The 17,390-nt window shown below is 55.8% G+C and carries 17 protein-coding genes and 3 tRNA genes; 19 read left to right on the forward strand and 1 reads right to left on the reverse strand.

Going from position 1 to position 17,390, the window contains the following annotated elements; genetic code table 11:
• Positions 1–6 precede the first annotated feature (6 nt).
• The 17 genes from odhB (at position 7) to FOV68_RS07270 (ending at position 13,368) form a co-directional block, all read left to right on the forward strand.
• Positions 7–1,230, forward strand: a complete 1,224-nt coding sequence (gene odhB / locus FOV68_RS07190; protein ID WP_031593671.1) for a 2-oxoglutarate dehydrogenase complex dihydrolipoyllysine-residue succinyltransferase — start codon at positions 7–9, stop codon at positions 1,228–1,230.
• 70 nt (positions 1,231–1,300) lie between these two features.
• A complete protein-coding gene (gene sucC / locus FOV68_RS07195) occupies positions 1,301–2,467 on the forward strand; it encodes an ADP-forming succinate--CoA ligase subunit beta (RefSeq protein WP_003853151.1) in 1,167 nt (388 codons plus the stop codon).
• On the forward strand, positions 2,467–3,342 hold the full coding sequence (gene sucD / locus FOV68_RS07200; RefSeq protein ID WP_010260744.1) for a succinate--CoA ligase subunit alpha: 876 nt from the start codon (positions 2,467–2,469) through the stop codon (positions 3,340–3,342). Before sucC ends, sucD begins: the two co-directional genes overlap by 1 nt.
• A 573-nt stretch (positions 3,343–3,915) precedes the next feature.
• A complete protein-coding gene (cydA, locus tag FOV68_RS07205) occupies positions 3,916–5,487 on the forward strand; it encodes a cytochrome ubiquinol oxidase subunit I (RefSeq protein ID WP_010260749.1) in 1,572 nt (523 codons plus the stop codon).
• Between the two features lie 11 nt (positions 5,488–5,498).
• Positions 5,499–6,638 carry a cytochrome d ubiquinol oxidase subunit II gene (gene cydB / locus FOV68_RS07210; RefSeq protein ID WP_143990543.1) on the forward strand — a complete coding sequence of 380 codons (1,140 nt, stop codon included), beginning with the start codon at positions 5,499–5,501 and terminating at the stop codon, positions 6,636–6,638.
• A 15-nt stretch (positions 6,639–6,653) separates the two neighbouring features.
• On the forward strand, positions 6,654–6,758 hold the full coding sequence (cydX, locus tag FOV68_RS07215; RefSeq protein WP_010260755.1) for a cytochrome bd-I oxidase subunit CydX: 105 nt from the start codon (positions 6,654–6,656) through the stop codon (positions 6,756–6,758).
• Positions 6,758–7,051 (forward strand): cyd operon protein YbgE, encoded by a 294-nt coding sequence (gene ybgE / locus FOV68_RS07220; protein WP_031593673.1) that lies wholly within the window; start codon positions 6,758–6,760, stop codon positions 7,049–7,051. The genes cydX and ybgE overlap by 1 nt, the downstream gene beginning before the upstream one ends.
• 178 nt (positions 7,052–7,229) lie before the next feature.
• Complete coding sequence (gene ybgC, locus FOV68_RS07225; RefSeq protein ID WP_010260759.1) at positions 7,230–7,634, forward strand: tol-pal system-associated acyl-CoA thioesterase; 405 nt, start codon at positions 7,230–7,232, stop codon at positions 7,632–7,634.
• The gene (tolQ, locus tag FOV68_RS07230) at positions 7,631–8,317 is read left to right on the forward strand and encodes a Tol-Pal system protein TolQ (protein ID WP_010260762.1); all 687 of its coding nucleotides are present in this window, start codon (positions 7,631–7,633) and stop codon (positions 8,315–8,317) included. The genes ybgC and tolQ overlap by 4 nt, the downstream gene beginning before the upstream one ends.
• A gap of 13 nt (positions 8,318–8,330) precedes the next feature.
• On the forward strand, positions 8,331–8,759 hold the full coding sequence (gene tolR / locus FOV68_RS07235; RefSeq protein ID WP_010260764.1) for a colicin uptake protein TolR: 429 nt from the start codon (positions 8,331–8,333) through the stop codon (positions 8,757–8,759).
• A gap of 27 nt (positions 8,760–8,786) precedes the next feature.
• Positions 8,787–10,064, forward strand: coding sequence for a cell envelope integrity protein TolA (tolA, locus tag FOV68_RS07240; RefSeq protein ID WP_064704663.1), 1,278 nt, complete (start codon positions 8,787–8,789; stop codon positions 10,062–10,064).
• 115 nt (positions 10,065–10,179) lie between these two features.
• On the forward strand, positions 10,180–11,475 hold the full coding sequence (gene tolB / locus FOV68_RS07245; protein WP_010260769.1) for a Tol-Pal system beta propeller repeat protein TolB: 1,296 nt from the start codon (positions 10,180–10,182) through the stop codon (positions 11,473–11,475).
• Positions 11,476–11,525: 50 nt separating this feature from the next.
• Positions 11,526–12,056: a peptidoglycan-associated lipoprotein Pal gene (pal, locus tag FOV68_RS07250; protein ID WP_010260771.1), complete on the forward strand. Its 531-nt coding sequence runs from the start codon at positions 11,526–11,528 to the stop codon at positions 12,054–12,056.
• Between the two features lie 9 nt (positions 12,057–12,065).
• Positions 12,066–12,860 carry a cell division protein CpoB gene (cpoB, locus tag FOV68_RS07255; protein ID WP_010260773.1) on the forward strand — a complete coding sequence of 265 codons (795 nt, stop codon included), beginning with the start codon at positions 12,066–12,068 and terminating at the stop codon, positions 12,858–12,860.
• Between the two features lie 164 nt (positions 12,861–13,024).
• Positions 13,025–13,100: transfer RNA gene (locus FOV68_RS07260), tRNA-Lys, on the forward strand.
• 70 nt (positions 13,101–13,170) lie between these two features.
• Positions 13,171–13,246: transfer RNA gene (locus FOV68_RS07265), tRNA-Lys, on the forward strand.
• A 46-nt stretch (positions 13,247–13,292) separates the two neighbouring features.
• Positions 13,293–13,368 (forward strand) — tRNA-Lys (locus FOV68_RS07270).
• A gap of 639 nt (positions 13,369–14,007) precedes the next feature.
• Here the strand turns inward: FOV68_RS07270 and FOV68_RS07275 are convergent.
• Positions 14,008–15,483, reverse strand: a complete 1,476-nt coding sequence (locus FOV68_RS07275) for an AlkA N-terminal domain-containing protein (protein ID WP_143990544.1) — start codon at positions 15,481–15,483, stop codon at positions 14,008–14,010.
• Positions 15,484–15,641: 158 nt separating this feature from the next.
• Here FOV68_RS07275 and FOV68_RS07280 point away from each other — a divergent pair, with 158 nt between their 5' ends.
• Positions 15,642–16,184 (forward strand): methylated-DNA--[protein]-cysteine S-methyltransferase, encoded by a 543-nt coding sequence (locus tag FOV68_RS07280; RefSeq protein WP_143990545.1) that lies wholly within the window; start codon positions 15,642–15,644, stop codon positions 16,182–16,184.
• Positions 16,185–16,310: 126 nt separating this feature from the next.
• Positions 16,311–17,372, forward strand: a complete 1,062-nt coding sequence (gene nadA, locus FOV68_RS07285) for a quinolinate synthase NadA (RefSeq protein WP_143990546.1) — start codon at positions 16,311–16,313, stop codon at positions 17,370–17,372.
• Positions 17,373–17,390 lie beyond the last annotated feature (18 nt).

Genomic DNA, 17,390 nt, shown 5'->3' on the forward strand with positions numbered 1-17,390 from the left:
AAGATAATGAGTAGCGTAGATATTCTCGTTCCCGACCTGCCTGAATCGGTTGCCGATGCCTCTGTGGCAACCTGGCATAAAAAACCAGGCGATGCAGTCACTCGCGATGAAGTGCTGGTCGAAATCGAAACTGACAAAGTTGTGCTGGAAGTGCCAGCCTCTGCGGACGGTATCCTTGAAGCCGTTCTGGAAGAAGAGGGCGCCACCGTCACTTCCCGCCAGATCCTGGGTCGTCTGAAAGAGGGCAACAGCGCCGGTAAAGAGAGCAGCGCGAAGTCTGAAAGCAAAGAGTCTACCCCCGCTCAGCGTCAGACTGCGTCACTGGAAGAAGAGAGCAACGATGCGCTCAGCCCGGCTATCCGCCGTCTGATTGCAGAGCACAATCTTGATGCCTCGCAGATCAAAGGCAGCGGTGTCGGCGGTCGTCTGACCCGTGAAGATGTTGAAAAACATCTGGCCAACAAACCGCAGGCTGCCAAAGCCGCTGCGCCAGCTGCTGATGCCGCCGCCGCGCAGCAGCCAGTGGCTAACCGCAGCGAAAAACGCGTGCCGATGACCCGTCTGCGTAAGCGTGTTGCCGAGCGTCTGCTGGAAGCGAAGAACAGCACCGCGATGCTGACCACCTTCAACGAAATCAACATGAAGCCCATCATGGATCTGCGTAAGCAGTATGGTGAGGCCTTCGAGAAGCGTCACGGTGTACGTCTGGGCTTTATGTCCTTCTACATCAAAGCGGTTGTTGAAGCGCTGAAACGCTATCCGGAAGTGAATGCTTCTATCGATGGTGAAGATGTGGTTTACCACAACTACTTCGACGTCAGCATTGCGGTCTCTACGCCACGTGGTCTGGTTACACCAGTCCTGCGTGACGTGGATGCGCTGAGCATGGCGGACATCGAGAAGAAAATCAAAGAGCTGGCAGTGAAAGGCCGTGACGGCAAACTGACAGTCGACGATCTGACCGGCGGTAACTTTACCATTACCAACGGCGGCGTCTTTGGTTCACTGATGTCCACCCCGATCATCAACCCACCGCAGAGCGCCATCCTGGGCATGCACGCCATCAAAGATCGCCCGATGGCGGTCAATGGTCAGGTTGTGGTGCTGCCGATGATGTATCTGGCGCTCTCCTACGACCACCGTCTGATCGATGGCCGTGAATCAGTTGGTTATCTGGTTGCAGTGAAAGAGATGCTGGAAGATCCGGCGCGCCTGCTGCTGGATGTCTGATTTTCACCGGGCGCGCCTTGCCGCGCGCCCAACCTCATTACTCTTTTCAGACCTGAATGGATAGAACATCATGAACTTACACGAATACCAGGCGAAACAACTGTTTGCACGGTATGGCATGCCGGCACCAACGGGTTACGCCTGTACTACACCACGTGAAGCGGAAGAAGCAGCCTCTAAAATTGGCGCAGGCCCGTGGGTAGTTAAATGTCAGGTTCATGCCGGTGGCCGCGGTAAAGCGGGCGGTGTGAAAGTGGTTAACAGCAAAGAAGAGATTCGCGCATTTGCTGAAAACTGGCTGGGCAAACGCCTGGTCACCTATCAGACAGACGCAAACGGCCAGCCGGTAAACCAGATTCTGGTTGAAGCGGCGACCGATATCGATCAGGAGCTCTATCTGGGCGCAGTGGTCGATCGCGCAACGCGTCGCGTAATTTTCATGGCCTCAACTGAAGGCGGCGTGGAAATTGAAAAAGTGGCGGAAGAGACCCCGCACCTGATCCACAAAATGGCGCTGGATCCACTGACTGGCCCGCAGCCTTATCAGGGTCGTGAGCTGGCGTTTAAACTTGGCCTGACCGGCAAGCTGGTTGGCCAGTTCACCAAGATCTTCATGGGTCTGGCGACACTGTTCCTGGAGCGCGATCTGGCGATGGTTGAGATCAACCCGCTGGTGATCACCAAACAGGGCGATCTGATCTGTCTGGATGGCAAACTGGGTGCCGATGGCAATGCCCTGTTCCGTCAGCCAGAGCTGCGCGAAATGCGCGATCCAAGCCAGGAAGATCCGCGTGAAGCCCATGCGACACAGTGGGAACTGAACTATGTTGCGCTGGAAGGCAACATCGGTTGTATGGTTAACGGCGCAGGTCTGGCGATGGGCACCATGGACATCGTTAAACACCACGGCGGTCAACCGGCCAACTTCCTTGATGTCGGCGGCGGCGCAACCAAAGAGCGCGTGACCGAAGCCTTCAAAATCATCCTGTCTGACGATGCGGTTAAAGCCGTATTCGTTAACATCTTCGGCGGTATCGTACGCTGCGACCTGATTGCCGACGGCATCATCGGCGCAGTCGCTGAAGTGGGTGTGAACGTGCCAGTTGTGGTACGTCTGGAAGGTAACAACGCCGAGCTGGGCGCCCAGAAACTGGCGGACAGCGGTCTGAACATCATTGCAGCAACCAGCCTGACAGACGCCGCACAGCGTGTTGTTGCTGCCGCGGAGGGTAAATAATGTCCATTCTGATCGACAAAAACACCAAAGTCATTTGCCAGGGTTTCACCGGTGGCCAGGGGACTTTCCATTCTGAGCAGGCGCTGGCATACGGCACCCAACTGGTTGGCGGCGTGACGCCAGGCAAAGGTGGCACGACCCATCTCGGCCTGCCGGTGTTCAACACCGTTCGCGAAGCGGTAGAAGCAACAGGCGCGACCGCCACCGTGATCTACGTTCCGGCTCCTTTCTGTAAAGATGGCATCCTGGAAGCGATCGACGCGGGCATCAAACTGATTATCACCATCACCGAAGGCATCCCGACCCTGGATATGCTGACCGTGAAAGTGAAGCTGGATGAAGCAGGCGTGCGGATGATCGGTCCAAACTGCCCAGGCGTTATCACCCCAGGCGAATGTAAAATCGGCATCATGCCGGGCCACATTCACCAGCCGGGCCGCGTCGGTATCGTGTCACGTTCAGGCACCCTGACCTATGAAGCGGTTAAGCAGACCACGGACATCGGCTACGGCCAGTCAACCTGCGTTGGCATCGGTGGTGACCCGATCCCAGGCTCTAACTTCATCGACATCCTGAAAATGTTCCAGGATGATCCACAGACTGAAGTTATCGTGATGATCGGTGAGATCGGCGGTAGCGCAGAAGAAGAAGCTGCAGCCTTCATTAAAGAGCACGTGACCAAGCCGGTTGTAGGCTACATTGCTGGCGTCACCGCGCCGAAAGGCAAGCGTATGGGCCATGCTGGCGCCATCATTGCTGGTGGTAAAGGTACAGCAGATGAGAAATTTGCTGCGCTGGAAGCGGCTGGCGTGAAGACCGTCCGCAGCCTGGCGGATATCGGTGACGCAGTTAAAGCCGTATTACCTGCTAAATAAGTCAGCGTCATCTGAGACTAAGCCACCTTCGGGTGGCTTTTTTTTGCCTGTAAATGAGAGGTATAACGCAGGAAGCTAAAGAGAAGAGTGCGCAGTTAAATAACCGGCCCGCGGCTCATCACGTTAAGGAAAAGTGTCAAAGGTAAATTATTTCTTCGCGCTTTATTTCATTACTGACATCTCATTAACAAGAAACCTACCTGACCCTATCTGGAAACTTATTGCGTTAATCCAGATCAATTAATCGCGACTTATATCCAACTATATCTCTGGCAAAGCGCAACGCTAAGGGCGTAAATTGCGCTGCATCAATCCAGCCTTTTACACAAATTTTCAAACGTCTGCTCAACCCGGGATTAAACCCGCTTTCCTCCTGTTAAAGCACGCGTTAATGAAAGCGCTGATTGACAATTTTCTGAGCTGCTTCATTCGCTACTCGCCTGTTCGGGCAGCTCACAGACCTGTTCTGCGGGTAATAAAAAACTGGAATCAATAAACAGTCGTTGCTGACTCTGATTGCGTTCGATCTGTTCGCGCGCGTGACGGAGGCAAAGCGAGGAGCAAGGAGTCCTTATGTTAGATATCGTCGAGCTGTCGCGGTTACAGTTTGCCTTAACGGCGATGTACCATTTTCTGTTCGTCCCTTTAACGCTGGGTATGGCGTTTTTGCTGGCGATCATGGAAACGGTATATGTCCTGAGCGGCAAACAAATTTATAAAGATATGACGAAGTTCTGGGGCAAGTTATTTGGTATTAACTTTGCGCTGGGTGTCGCCACCGGCCTGACCATGGAATTTCAGTTCGGGACTAACTGGTCATATTACTCTCACTACGTCGGCGATATCTTCGGCGCGCCGCTCGCCATTGAAGGTCTGATGGCGTTCTTCCTGGAATCCACCTTTGTTGGCCTGTTCTTTTTTGGCTGGGATCGCCTGGGCAAAGTGCAGCACCTCGCAGTCACCTGGCTGGTGGCGCTGGGCTCAAACATGTCGGCGCTGTGGATTCTGGTGGCTAACGGCTGGATGCAGAATCCGATCGCCTCTGAGTTCAACTTCGAAACCATGCGCATGGAGATGGTCAGCTTCTCAGAGCTGGTGCTGAACCCGGTCGCGCAGGTGAAATTCGTTCACACCGTGGCAGCCGGTTACACCACCGGAGCGATGTTTATTATGGGCATCAGCGCCTGGTACATGCTGAAAGGCCGTGATTTCGCCTTTGCTAAACGCTCGTTCGCTATCGCAGCCAGCTTTGGCATGGCGGCGGTACTGTCAGTCATCGTTCTGGGCGATGAGTCAGGGTACGAAATGGGTGACGTGCAGAAAACCAAACTGGCCGCTATCGAAGCGGAGTGGGAAACCCAGCCGGCACCGGCGTCGTTTACCCTGTTTGGCCTGCCCGATCAGGCAACTCAGGAGAACCGATACGCAGTACAGATCCCCTGGCTGCTGGGCCTGATCGCCACCCGATCAACCGATACGCCGGTCACCGGCCTGAAAGATCTGATGGCACAGCATGAAGTGCGCATCCGCAACGGCATGAAAGCCTATGCCCTGCTGAATGAGCTACGCGGTGGCAGCCAGGATCCGGCGGTGCGTGACGCGTTCAACAGTCATAAACAGGATCTCGGCTACGGTCTGCTGCTGAAGCGTTATACCGACAACGTGGCTGATGCGACCGAAGCGCAGATTAAACAGGCGACGCAGGACTCTATCCCGCGTGTCGCCCCGCTGTATTTCGCCTTCCGCATCATGGTGCTGTGTGGCGTACTGCTGCTGGGCATTATCGCACTGGCGTTCTGGAGCGTACTGCGTAACCGCATCGGTAAAAATCGCTGGTTACTGAAAGCGGCGCTGTTTGGTATTCCGCTGCCGTGGATCGCTATTGAATCAGGCTGGTTTGTGGCGGAGTATGGTCGTCAGCCCTGGGCTATCGGTGAAGTGCTGCCGACTGCGGTGGCCAACTCCTCCCTGACCGTTGGCGATCTGCTGTTCTCCATGATCCTGATCTGCGGACTCTACACAATGTTCCTGGTGGCTGAGATGTACCTGATGTTCAAATTCGCCCGTCTTGGGCCGAGCAGCCTGAAAACCGGGCGTTATCATCATGAGCAGATCACGGCAATCACCCAGCCGGTACAGGGATAAGGAGAGCGACCATGTTTGATTATGAAGTTCTGCGCTTTGTCTGGTGGCTGTTGATTGGCGTACTGCTGATTGGCTTTGCCGTCGCAGATGGTTTTGATATGGGTGTCGGGATGCTGACACGCATTCTGGGCCGGAATGATACTGAACGGCGTATCATGATTAACAGTATCGCCCCACACTGGGACGGTAACCAGGTCTGGCTGATCACCTCAGGTGGCGCGCTGTTTGCCGCCTGGCCGATGGTTTACGCGGCAGCCTTCTCTGGCTTCTACGTGGCGATGATTCTGGTGCTCGCGTCGCTGTTCTTCCGTCCGGTTGGCTTCGATTACCGCTCGAAGATTGAAGATAATCGCTGGCGCGGTGCCTGGGACTGGGGGATTTTCATTGGCAGCTTCGTGCCGCCGCTGGTGATTGGCGTAGCGTTTGGCAACCTGTTACAGGGCGTGCCGTTCCATGCCGATGAGTATCTGCGCCTGTTCTATACCGGTAACTTCTTCCAGCTGCTGAATCCGTTTGGTCTGCTGGCAGGTGTGGTCAGTGTGGCGATGATTCTGGCGCAGGGTGCAACCTATCTGCAGATGCGCACTACCGGCGAACTGCATCTGCGTTCACGCACCGCAGCACAACTTGCCGCCCTGGTGATGATGGTCTGCTTTATCCTGGCGGGCGTCTGGGTGAAATATGGTATCGATGGTTATGTGGTGACCAGCACCATGGATCACTTCGCTGCTTCTAACCCACTGGGCAAAACCGTGGTGCGCGAAGCGGGTGCCTGGATGGTCAACTTCCAGAACCATCCTGTGCTGTGGCTGTTCCCGCTGCTGGGCGCTGTGCTGCCGCTGCTGACCATACTCTGCTCGCGGGTTGAGAAGGGCGCCTGGGCGTTCCTGTTCTCCTCACTGACGCTGGCCTGCGTCATCATGACAGCCGGCATTGCGATGTTCCCGTTCATCATGCCATCCAGCACGGTGCCGGGTGTGAGCCTGACCATGTGGGACGCAACGTCCAGCCTGCTGACGCTGCAAACTATGACCGTTGCCGCCGCTATCTTTGTGCCGATCATTCTGGCCTACACCACCTGGTGCTACTGGAAGATGTTTGGTCGTATCACCAAAGAGCATATTGAAAGCAACAGTCACTCACTCTATTAATTAAGGAGACGTCGCATGTGGTATTTTGCCTGGATTCTCGGCACGTTGCTGGCCTGTGCCTTTGGTATCGTGACCGCGCTGGCGATTGAGCACATTGAAGCGCAGGATGAGCCTCACTGATGCGAACGCCAATTCGGATGCTGTATGATCTGATGGATAAGGGCCCGTTACGGGCCCTTTCACTGCTGCTGGCGCTGCTGACCGCAGGCGGCGTGATGTGGGATCCGACACGCTTTGCCAGTCAGGCAGGCCAGTTACCGGCTCTGCAGGGGCTGGTGCTGATCTGGGCGGTCTGCAGTGGGGTGATCCACGGTGTGGGCTTCCGGCCACAGCAAACCCGATGGCAGGCGCTGTTTGCCCCGTTACCCGCCATGCTGGTGCTGTTTATTGCGCTTTACCGTTTTTATCTTTAAGACCCCGCCTCATCGGCGCTGTCAGTGAATTTTTGTCAGCGTCTGGTCAATTAATCTCCCTGAAATCGTTCCGTTTGTTACGGAGCGATAATTATTTTCGCCTGGCTCTGACGAGCCATTCCCAACCCCAATTCTCTTGCGTATAGTAACAACGTTTAAAACGAGGCCGGGATGTAGAGTGAGTACAACGCTGTTTCGCTGGCCGGTTCGGGTCTACTACGAAGATACTGATGCCGGTGGTGTGGTTTATCACGCCAGCTATATCGCTTTTTATGAACGAGCACGTACTGAAATGTTGCGACAGCACCATTTCAATCAGCAGACGCTGTTAGAACAGCAGATCGCTTTTGTGGTACGGCGTATATCGGTGGACTATCTGGCGGCGGCGCGTCTTGATGACCTTCTGGAGATCCAGAGCGAGGTCACATCAATGACACGGGCTACCATGACGTTCACTCAGCGTATCGTGAATACTGAAGGCAAAGTGCTCAATGAGGCAGAAGTCCTGATTGCCTGCATTAACCCACATCTAATGAAGCCGATTGCGCTTCCCAAGTCTATTGTCGCGGAGTTCAAGCAGTGACTGACATGAACATTCTTGATTTGTTCCTGAAGGCGAGCCTTCTGGTCAAACTTATCATGTTGATTTTGATCGGCTTTTCTATTGCCTCCTGGGCCATCATTATTCAGCGCACACGTATTCTGAATGCGGCGGGAAGAGAAGCGGAGGCGTTTGAAGACAAATTCTGGTCCGGCATCGAACTCTCGCGCCTCTACCAGGAAAGCCAGGAGCGTCGGGAAGAACTGGGCGGTTCGGAGCAGATTTTCTATTCCGGCTTCAAAGAGTTCGCCCGCCTGCATCGCGCCAACAGCCATGCGCCGGAAGCGGTCATTGATGGTGCGAGCCGTGCGATGCGTATCTCAATGAACCGTGAGCTGGAAGCGCTGGAAAACCACATCCCATTCCTCGGCACCGTCGGTTCTATCAGCCCTTATATCGGACTGTTCGGCACCGTCTGGGGGATCATGCACGCGTTTATCGCACTGGGTGCCGTGAAGCAGGCAACCCTGCAGATGGTTGCACCGGGTATCGCTGAAGCGTTGATTGCGACCGCTATCGGTCTGTTTGCCGCGATTCCGGCGGTGATGGCGTACAACCGTCTGAACCAGCGCGTGAACAAACTGGAGCAGGGCTACGACAACTTCATGGAAGAGTTCACTGCCATTCTGCATCGCCAGGCTTTCTCCAGCGATAGCGCTAAGTAAATAGAGGTTAATGATGGCCAGAGTACGTGGTCGCAAACGCCGCGACCTGAAGTCGGAAATCAACATCGTTCCGCTACTGGACGTCCTGTTGGTGCTGTTGCTGATCTTCATGGCAACGGCGCCCATTATTACCCAGAGCGTGGAAGTGGATCTGCCTGATGCGACCGATTCGAAAACCGTTGCCAGCGATGATAATCCACCGGTGATTGTCGAAGTGGCGGGCGTGGGTCAGTACAGCCTGGTCGTGGATCACGATCGTATGGATCAACTTCCACCAGAGCAGGTAATCAGCGAAGCGCAGCGTCGACTGGAAGCGAATCCTAAGACGGTCTTTTTGATCGGGGGCGCGAAAGAGGTGCCTTACGATGAAATTATTAAAGCGCTCAACCTGCTGCACCAGGCGGGTGTTAAATCTGTCGGTTTGATGACGCAGCCGATTTAAAATCGAACCGTTTTTTGGGAACCGAGTGTGTCGAAGGCAACCGAGCAAAACGAGAAGTTAAAGCGCGCGATAATCATTTCGGTGATTCTGCATATCGTGCTGATCGCGCTGCTGATTTGGAGCTCGTTTAATGAGCACATTGACGCCAGCAGTGCGGGTGGCGGAGGCAGTGATATTGATGCAGTGATGGTCGATCCCGGTGCCGTCGTGAGTCAATACAATCGTCAGCAGAACCAGCAAAGTGACAGCCAGCGGGCTGAGCAGCAGCGTAAAAAGCAGGCGCAGCAGCAGGCTGAAGAGCTGCAACAGAAACAGGCTGCTGAACAGCAGCGTCTGAAAGCGCTGGAAAAAGAGCGTTTAGCCGCGCAGGAAACCGCGAAAGAAGAGGCGAAACAGCAGGCTGAGCAGCAGAAAGCTGCCGAAGACGCTGCTAAGCAGGCGCAGGAGCAGCAAAAAACGGCGGAAGCGGCGGCTGCCAAAGCCAAAGCGGATGCAAAAGCTCAGGCAGATGCGCAGGCAAAAGCCGCGGCTGAGCAGGCGAAACAGGCCGCAGCTGAAGCAAAGAAGCAGGCTGATCAGCAGGCGAAAGCCGCTGCTGCTGCCGCTGCAAAAGAGAAAGCCGTTGCGGAAGCGAAGGCGAAATCTGAAGCGGATGCGAAAGCCGCGGCTGAGGCCAAAGTGAAAGCGGCGGCGGATGCCAAAGCCAAAGCGGCTGAAGAGGCTAAAGAAAAAGCAGCTGAGGCCAAAGCAAAAGCCGCAGAAGCCGCAAAAGAGAAAGCGGAAGCAGCTAAAGAGGCCGCCAAAGAGAAGGCGGAAGCAGCCGCCAAAGCGAAAGCCGATGCCGCGGCGAAAGCCAAAGCCGATGCTGCCGCAAAGGCCAAAGCGGATGCTAAAGCGAAAGCCGCCGCCGATGCGGCCAACGACAGCGATGTCGATGATTTGCTGGGTGGACTCGCTTCCGGTAAAAATGCGCCGAAAAGCGGCACCTCTGGCGGCGCAGCAGGGCAGGGAAACCAGAAGAAAGCGGGTGCATCAGGCGCGGAAATCAACTCCTACATGGGTCAGGTTGTGAGTGCGATTCAGAGCCGATTCTATGATGCGGATCTGTATCGCGGAAAAACCTGTGATTTACGGATTAAACTTGCGCCTGATGGCTTGTTGATTGATGTTAAGTCAGAGGGTGGCGATCCCGCGCTCTGTCAGGCCGCGATTGCTGCCGCAAAACAGGCACGTATTCCGAAGCCGCCTTCGCAGGCGGTCTACGAAGTGTTTAAAAACGCCCCAATGCGTTTTAAACCGCAATAATGCAGTAACGGGCGGCAAGTTGATCTATGTTTAGCGTGCCGTACTTAAGTTGTACTCGTGGTTTCCAGGAACAGTGCCAATTATCGTGGACTGAGGTTCAGATAAGGGAGATAAAATGAAGCAAGCTCTTCGCGTTACGTTAGGCTTTTTTATCCTGCTGTGGGCAGCCATGCTGCATGCAGAAGTTCGAATTGAGATCACCCAGGGTGTCAACACTGCGCGCCCGATTGGCGTGGTGCCGTTTAAATGGGCCGGTGCTGGCGCAGCGCCGGAAGATATCGGCGGCATCGTTGCAGCTGACCTGCGCAACAGTGGCAAATTTAATCCACTGGATCGCTCGCGTCTGCCACAGCAGCCTGCCAGCGCGCAGGAAGTTCAGCCTGCCGCGTGGAGTGCTCTCGGCATTGATGCCGTGGTCGTCGGTCAGGTCGCGTCTAACCCGGATGGCAGCTATCAGGTTTCGTACCAGCTGGTCGACACCGGCGGTGCACCAGGTACCGTGCTGGCACAAAACAGTTATAAAGTGACGAAGCAGTGGCTGCGTTATGCCGCTCACACGGCCAGTGACGAAACGTTCCTGAAGCTGACCGGCATCAAGGGCGCTTTCCGTACCCGTATCGCCTATGTGGTGCAGACCAACGGCGGCCAGTTCCCGTATGAACTGCGCGTTGCTGACTACGATGGTTACAACCAGTTTGTCGTGCATCGTTCACCACAGCCTCTGATGTCGCCAGCCTGGTCTCCGGATGGCAGCAAAGTCGCTTATGTGACCTTTGAAAGCGGCAAATCTGCGCTGGTGGTTCAGACGCTGTCGAACGGCGCTATCCGTCAGATCGCCTCCTATCCACGTCACAACGGTGCCCCAGCGTTCTCGCCGGATGGCTCTAAACTGGCGTTCGCGCTTTCTAAAACCGGCAGCCTGAACCTCTATGTGATGGATCTGGCCTCAGGTCAGACGCGTCAGATTACCGATGGTCGCTATAACAGCACCGAACCGACCTGGTTCCCGGACAGCCAGACGCTGGCTTACACCTCCGATCAGGCTGGTGCTCCACAAATCTACAAAGTCGGACTTAACGGTGGCGCGCCACAACGTATTACCTGGGAAGGCGGTCAGAACCAGGATGCGGATGTCGCAACAGATGGTAAGTCAATGGTGATGATTAGCACCAACGGTGGTGCTCAACACGTCGCCAAACAGGATCTGGAAACGGGAGCCGTTCAAACGTTAACGGACACGTTCCTGGATGAAACGCCGAGCCTGGCACCCAATGGCACAATGGTAATCTACAGCTCTACTCAGGGTATGGGTTCCGTGTTGCAGTTGGTTTCTACCGACGGCCGTTTCAAAGCGCGTCTTCCGGCAACTGATGGACAGGTAAAATTTCCTGCCTGGTCGCCGTATCTGTAATGTCTGACAGTTCAGACATCACAAACAATAAACAATAATGGGATTTTGAAATGCAACTGAACAAAGTGCTGAAGGGTTTGATGCTGGCTCTGCCGGTTCTGGCAGTAGCGGCTTGTAGCTCACACAAGAACAACAACAATGACCAGACTGGCATGGGCGCTGATGGCGGCGCTTACGGTGCAAATTCTGGCATGAACGGCAACGGCGGCAACATGTCTTCTGACGAGCAGGCTCGTCTGCAGATGCAGCAGCTGCAGCAGAACAACATCGTGTACTTCGGCCTGGACAAGTATGACGTTCAGTCTGATTACGCACAGATGCTGGATCAGCATGCAACCTTCCTGCGCAGCAACCCGTCATACAAAGTGACCATCGAAGGTCATGCGGATGAGCGCGGTACGCCGGAATACAACATCGCCCTGGGCGAACGTCGTGCTAACGCGGTTAAAATGTACCTGCAGGGCAAAGGCGTGTCGGCTGATCAGATGTCTATCGTATCTTACGGTAAAGAGAAGCCAGCCGTTCTGGGTCATGACGAAGCAGCGTATTCTAAAAACCGTCGTGCCGTTCTGGTCTACTAAGAGAATCACATGGTTAGTAACTTCAGACATCACCTGTTGAGTCTGTCGTTACTGATTGGCGTAGCGGCCCCCTGGGCCGCTAATGCCCAAGCGTCAATCAGTAGCGTTGGCTCCGGCTCGGTCGAAGACCGTGTCACCACTCTTGAACGAATTTCTAATGCCCAGGCTCAGCTGATGCAGCAATTGCAGCAGCAGATGAGCGATAACCAGCGTGATATCGACGCGCTGCGTGGGCAAATCCAGCAAAACACGTATCAGTTGAATCAGGTGGTTGAGCGGCAGAAGCAGCTTTACCAGCAGATTGACAGCCTGAGCAGCGCCAGCACCAGCGGCGGTCAGCAGGCAGCCGGCAGTAATGCCGCAGCGGATACCGGCGCAGCAGCAACCGCAGGCGCGGCAGCATCAACGGATAGCGCACCTGCGCAGACCGGTGACGCTAACAGCGATTACAATGCGGCTGTGGCGCTGATTCTGGAGAAGAAACAGTATGATCAGGCGATCAGCGCGCTCCAGGCGTGGGTAAAACGTTACCCGGATTCGACCTATCAGCCGAACGCCAATTACTGGCTGGGACAGCTGAACTATAACAAAGGCAAAAAGGACGACGCGGCTTACTATTACGCCACGGTAGTGAAAAACTATCCGAAGTCGCCGAAAGCTGCAGAAGCGTTGTTGAAAGTGGGCGTCATCATGCAGGAGAAAAAAGACACAGCGAAAGCTAAAGCGGTCTTCCAGCAGGTGATCAAACTTTATCCAGACACCGAATCTGCTAAGCAGGCGCAAAAACGTCTGACCAGTCTGTAATCTGTACGGTTCAGGCCAGATATCGTGTGATTTCTGGTCTTGCCGTATGAAAGGTAAGCAACTGAAGCATTTAGCAGAAATAAGAGTTGCGCTACCCCGCTAAATCAGTAATATATGCCGCCGTTGCCGGGACACATTGCAAAGTGTCTGGTAAGCCTGAAGATGGGTCGTTAGCTCAGTTGGTAGAGCAGTTGACTTTTAATCAATTGGTCGCAGGTTCGAATCCTGCACGACCCACCATCTTCCTCAGACGCGCTTTTACCGCGCAGTTTTAAGAAGAACACTTCAGCATTGCTTCACAACCTAAGATGGGTCGTTAGCTCAGTTGGTAGAGCAGTTGACTTTTAATCAATTGGTCGCAGGTTCGAATCCTGCACGACCCACCATCTTATCTCAGCCGCCTGGCGTGTTGAACGGTTGTAAGCCCCCAGCGGGTCGTTAGCTCAGTTGGTAGAGCAGTTGACTTTTAATCAATTGGTCGCAGGTTCGAATCCTGCACGACCCACCAATTAAGAAAAAAGCGCCCTCAGGGCGCTTTTTTCGTTTCTGCGGTATCTGATTACTTTTTCAAAGCAAAACGTCATTGGTTTTTGAAGTTGTGAGCAAACTCCGGCCCGTTCCGCTGTGAGATCGAGCCTGCGCAGAGAACAGGGTCAGATCGGAAAGACGCAAAAGCCGTCATCCCTGACCTGCTCGGCCCGCGCCGTCCCTGGCGCGGGACGCTTTCCTCTTCTGACCCTGTTCCCTGCGCGTTGAGCTTTTTCGTTGCGGTCAGATTCAGCCGGGTGTGAGTTTGTAAGCAGTCTGGAAAAGCCTCTGGCGATGGCTGTCGGCCCGCGCCATTCTCTTCTGACCCTTTTCCCTGCGCGTTGAGCTTTTTAGTTGCGGCCAAATCCAGTCGGGTGCGAGTTTGTAAGCAGTCTGGAAAAGCCTCTGGCGATGGCTGTCGGCCCGCGCCATTCTCTTCTGACCCTGTTCCCTGCGCGTTGAGCTTTTTCGTTGCGGTCAGATTTAGCCGGATGCGAGTTTATAAGCAGTCTGGAAGCGCCTCTGGCGATGGCTGTCGGCCCGCGCCATTTTCTTCTGACCCTGTTCCCTGCGCGTTGAGCTTCTGTATTGCTGGCAGATTTGCCCCCCAGTCTCGCTGTCACGGCTTTTTCTTTGCCTTTGCCACTGCCAGGCTCTCCCAGATATGCATCACCGCATAGCTGCGCCAGGGACGCCACGACTGCGATCGCGCCTCCGCTTCTTTCGATGACATGCCGCCCAGGTTGTTACGAATGGCAATATCCTCCTTGGGAAAGGCATCCGGCCAGCGCAGGGCGCGCATCGCGATATAGTGCGCGGTCCAGGGACCAATACCCGGCAGGCTGACCAGTTTTTTGATGACCTCGTCTGGCGCCTGAGCAGCGCTGAGACGCAGATCTCCGCTGGCGCAGGCATTTGCAAAGGCGATGATGGCGCGGGAGCGGGCGGCACTGACAATCCCCATCGGCGCGACATCGTCTACCGTCAGTCCGGCGATGCGTTCAGGATGGGCGGTGTAGCGGGTCAGATCGGCGAACGGCGTCTCACAGGGTTCGCCAAAGGCGGCGGCAAAACGGCTGCTGACCGTGGTGGCCGCTTTGACCGTCACCTGCTGGCCGATAATGGCGCGCACGCCCAGCTCAAAGGCGTCGAATGCGCCAGGCACTCGCAGACCCGGATGCGAGATCAGGCTGGGTGCCAGCAGGGGGTCCTGCGCCAGACAGGCGGCGATACGCTGCGGCTGTGCGTCGAGATCGAACAGATCGCGCAGACGGCGCAGCAGCAGAGGCAGAACCGGCGTCAGCGAGGTTGAGATCGTCACCTGCAGCGCGTTCTTTTGCGGCAGATGCGAAACAGAGACCCAGCCCCGGCAGCGGCCCAGCACCACGGTGCGTCGCCAGCTGCCATCTTCCACTGCCTCGACCTCTTTCATCAGATGCGTCTGCAAAAACCAGAGCATCGCCGCCCAGTCGTAGGGAGGGCGATAGGCCAGCCGCAGCGTCACGCGGTCGCCGGGCTGCGCACACTGAGTGCCCGTATCGTCCCTGCGCAGCGCGCCTGGCGTCATGCGGTAACGGGCCTGGAAGACATCATTAAAGCGCCGCAGGCTGCCAAAGCCGCTGGCATAGGCAACGTCAATAATCGGCAGCCGGGTTTCGGTCAGCAGCTGTTTAGCCAGTAGCATGCGCCGCGTCTGCTTCAGCTCCAGCGGCGAGACACCCAGCTCCTGCTGCACGATGCGGCGCAGCTGACGCAGGCTGATACCGAATTCAGCGGCAATCGCCTCCAGTCCTTCACGTTCCTCCAGCATGCCTTCCTCGATACGCTGAACCAGCCGCTCTGCCACACGGTGCGGCTGATCAACCGGTGCATTACCGGGTGCCAGTTCGGGCCGACAGCGCAGGCAGGGGCGAAAGCGGGCTTTCTCCGCCGCTTCGGCGCTGCTGAAGAAAAGGCAGTTCTTCTGCATTGGCGCTTTGACCGGGCAGACCGGACGACAATAGATACCGGTTGAGGTCACGCCAACAAAGAAAACGCCGTCAAAGCGGGTATCACGAGAGGTCAGCGCCTGATAGGCAATGTCGGGATCGAGCATGGCAGTTCTCCGGTAAATAAGCGCAGCCTACACCGGTGAATCCCGGCAGACTGGCTGTTTTCGGACAGCACAACAGTTTATCGCCATGACCGAAAACAGCCAGTCAGGCTGATGAAAAGTGCGATAATAGGCGACAGAACCGTGACGGGAGAATCACCATGTACTACTTCAAACCGATAGTCACCCCGGTGGGTGAACTGAAACTGGTCGCCAGCGATAGCGGCCTGGCGGGTATTTTGTGGGAAAACGACGATCCCAAACGCACCCGGTTTTTTCCGCAAACGCGCGATGACGATCATCCCATTCTGATCGAAACTGAGCGTCAGCTCAGCGAGTACTTCACCGGTGCTCGTCGCTGCTTTGAGCTGCCGCTCGATTTTGTCGGCACTGAGTTTCAGAAAAAAGTCTGGCAGGCGCTGGTGGCGATCCCGTTTGGTGAGACGCGCAGCTACAGCCAGATTGCGCGGGAGATCGGCCATCCGCTGGCGGTGCGAGCCGTCGGGGCGGCCAATGGGCGTAATCCGCTCTCAATTGTCGCACCGTGCCACCGCGTGATTGGGGCCAACGGCAAGCTTACCGGCTTTGCGGGCGGACTGGATATCAAAGCCTTTCTGCTGGCACTGGAAGCGCCGCAAAAACCGCTGGTACTGGCAGATGAAACGCAGCCCGGCAGGGTCGGCGCTGTGATGCAGACAGAATAAATATCGCACGACACAGCCAGGCTTTTCCGCTATCGTGTTTAGCATATAAAACACGATGGCGGATTCGACGCCATAAGTCGCCGGAACAGGCGATTTTCGTTAATTAGACAAAACGAGAGCTGTGTCATGAGTGTGATGTTCGATCCTGAAAGCGCCGTTTACCCCTTTCCGCCCAAACCCGCCCGTCTGAGTGACGACGATAAGGCGTTTTACCGTGAGAAAATTAAAGCGCTGCTGAAGGCGCGAAACGCGGTGATGGTGGCGCACTACTACACCGATCCGGAAATTCAGGCGCTGGCAGAAGAGACGGGCGGCTGCGTTTCCGACTCGCTGGAGATGGCACGCTTTGGCAGCAACCATTCGGCGACGACACTGCTGGTGGCCGGCGTGCGCTTTATGGGGGAAACCGCCAAAATCCTCAGCCCGGAGAAAACCGTACTGATGCCGACGCTGCAGGCGGAGTGCTCACTGGATCTCTGCTGCCCGATTGAAGAGTTTAACGCCTTTTGCGACGCCCATCCCGATCGCACCGTGGTGGTCTACGCCAATACTTCGGCGGCGGTAAAAGCGCGGGCCGACTGGGTGGTGACTTCAAGCATTGCGGTCGAGCTGATTGAGCACCTCGATAGTCTGGGCGAAAAAATTATCTGGGCGCCGGATCGCCATCTTGGCCGCTACGTCACGCAAAAATCGGGCGCGGACGTGCTCTGCTGGCAGGGTGCCTGCATTGTGCACGACGAGTTCAAAACCCAGGCGCTGCAGCGTATGAAAGCGCTCTATCCCGACGCGGCAGTGCTGGTGCATCCTGAGTCACCGCAGGCGATTGTCGATCTGGCCGATGCGGTCGGCTCGACCAGCCAGCTGATTCAGGCCGCCAAATCCCTGCCGCATCCGCAGATGATTGTGGCGACCGATCGTGGCATTTTCTACAAAATGCAGCAGGCGGTGCCGGATAAAGAGCTGCTTGAAGCGCCCACCGCCGGTGAAGGTGCCACCTGCCGCAGTTGTGCTCACTGTCCCTGGATGGCGATGAACGGCCTTAAAGCCATCGCAGAGGCGCTGGAGTCGGGTGGGGTGGAACATGAGATTCAGGTGGATGAGACGCTGCGTGAGGCGGCATTACTGCCGCTTAATCGCATGCTATCCTTTGCAGCGGAACTTAAACTCAACGTGAAGGGAAACGCGTAAGCGTTTTCCGGACAGGTG

Source organism: Pantoea sp. paga (assembly GCF_007558755.1).
GTDB classification, from domain to species: domain Bacteria; phylum Pseudomonadota; class Gammaproteobacteria; order Enterobacterales; family Enterobacteriaceae; genus Pantoea; species Pantoea agglomerans.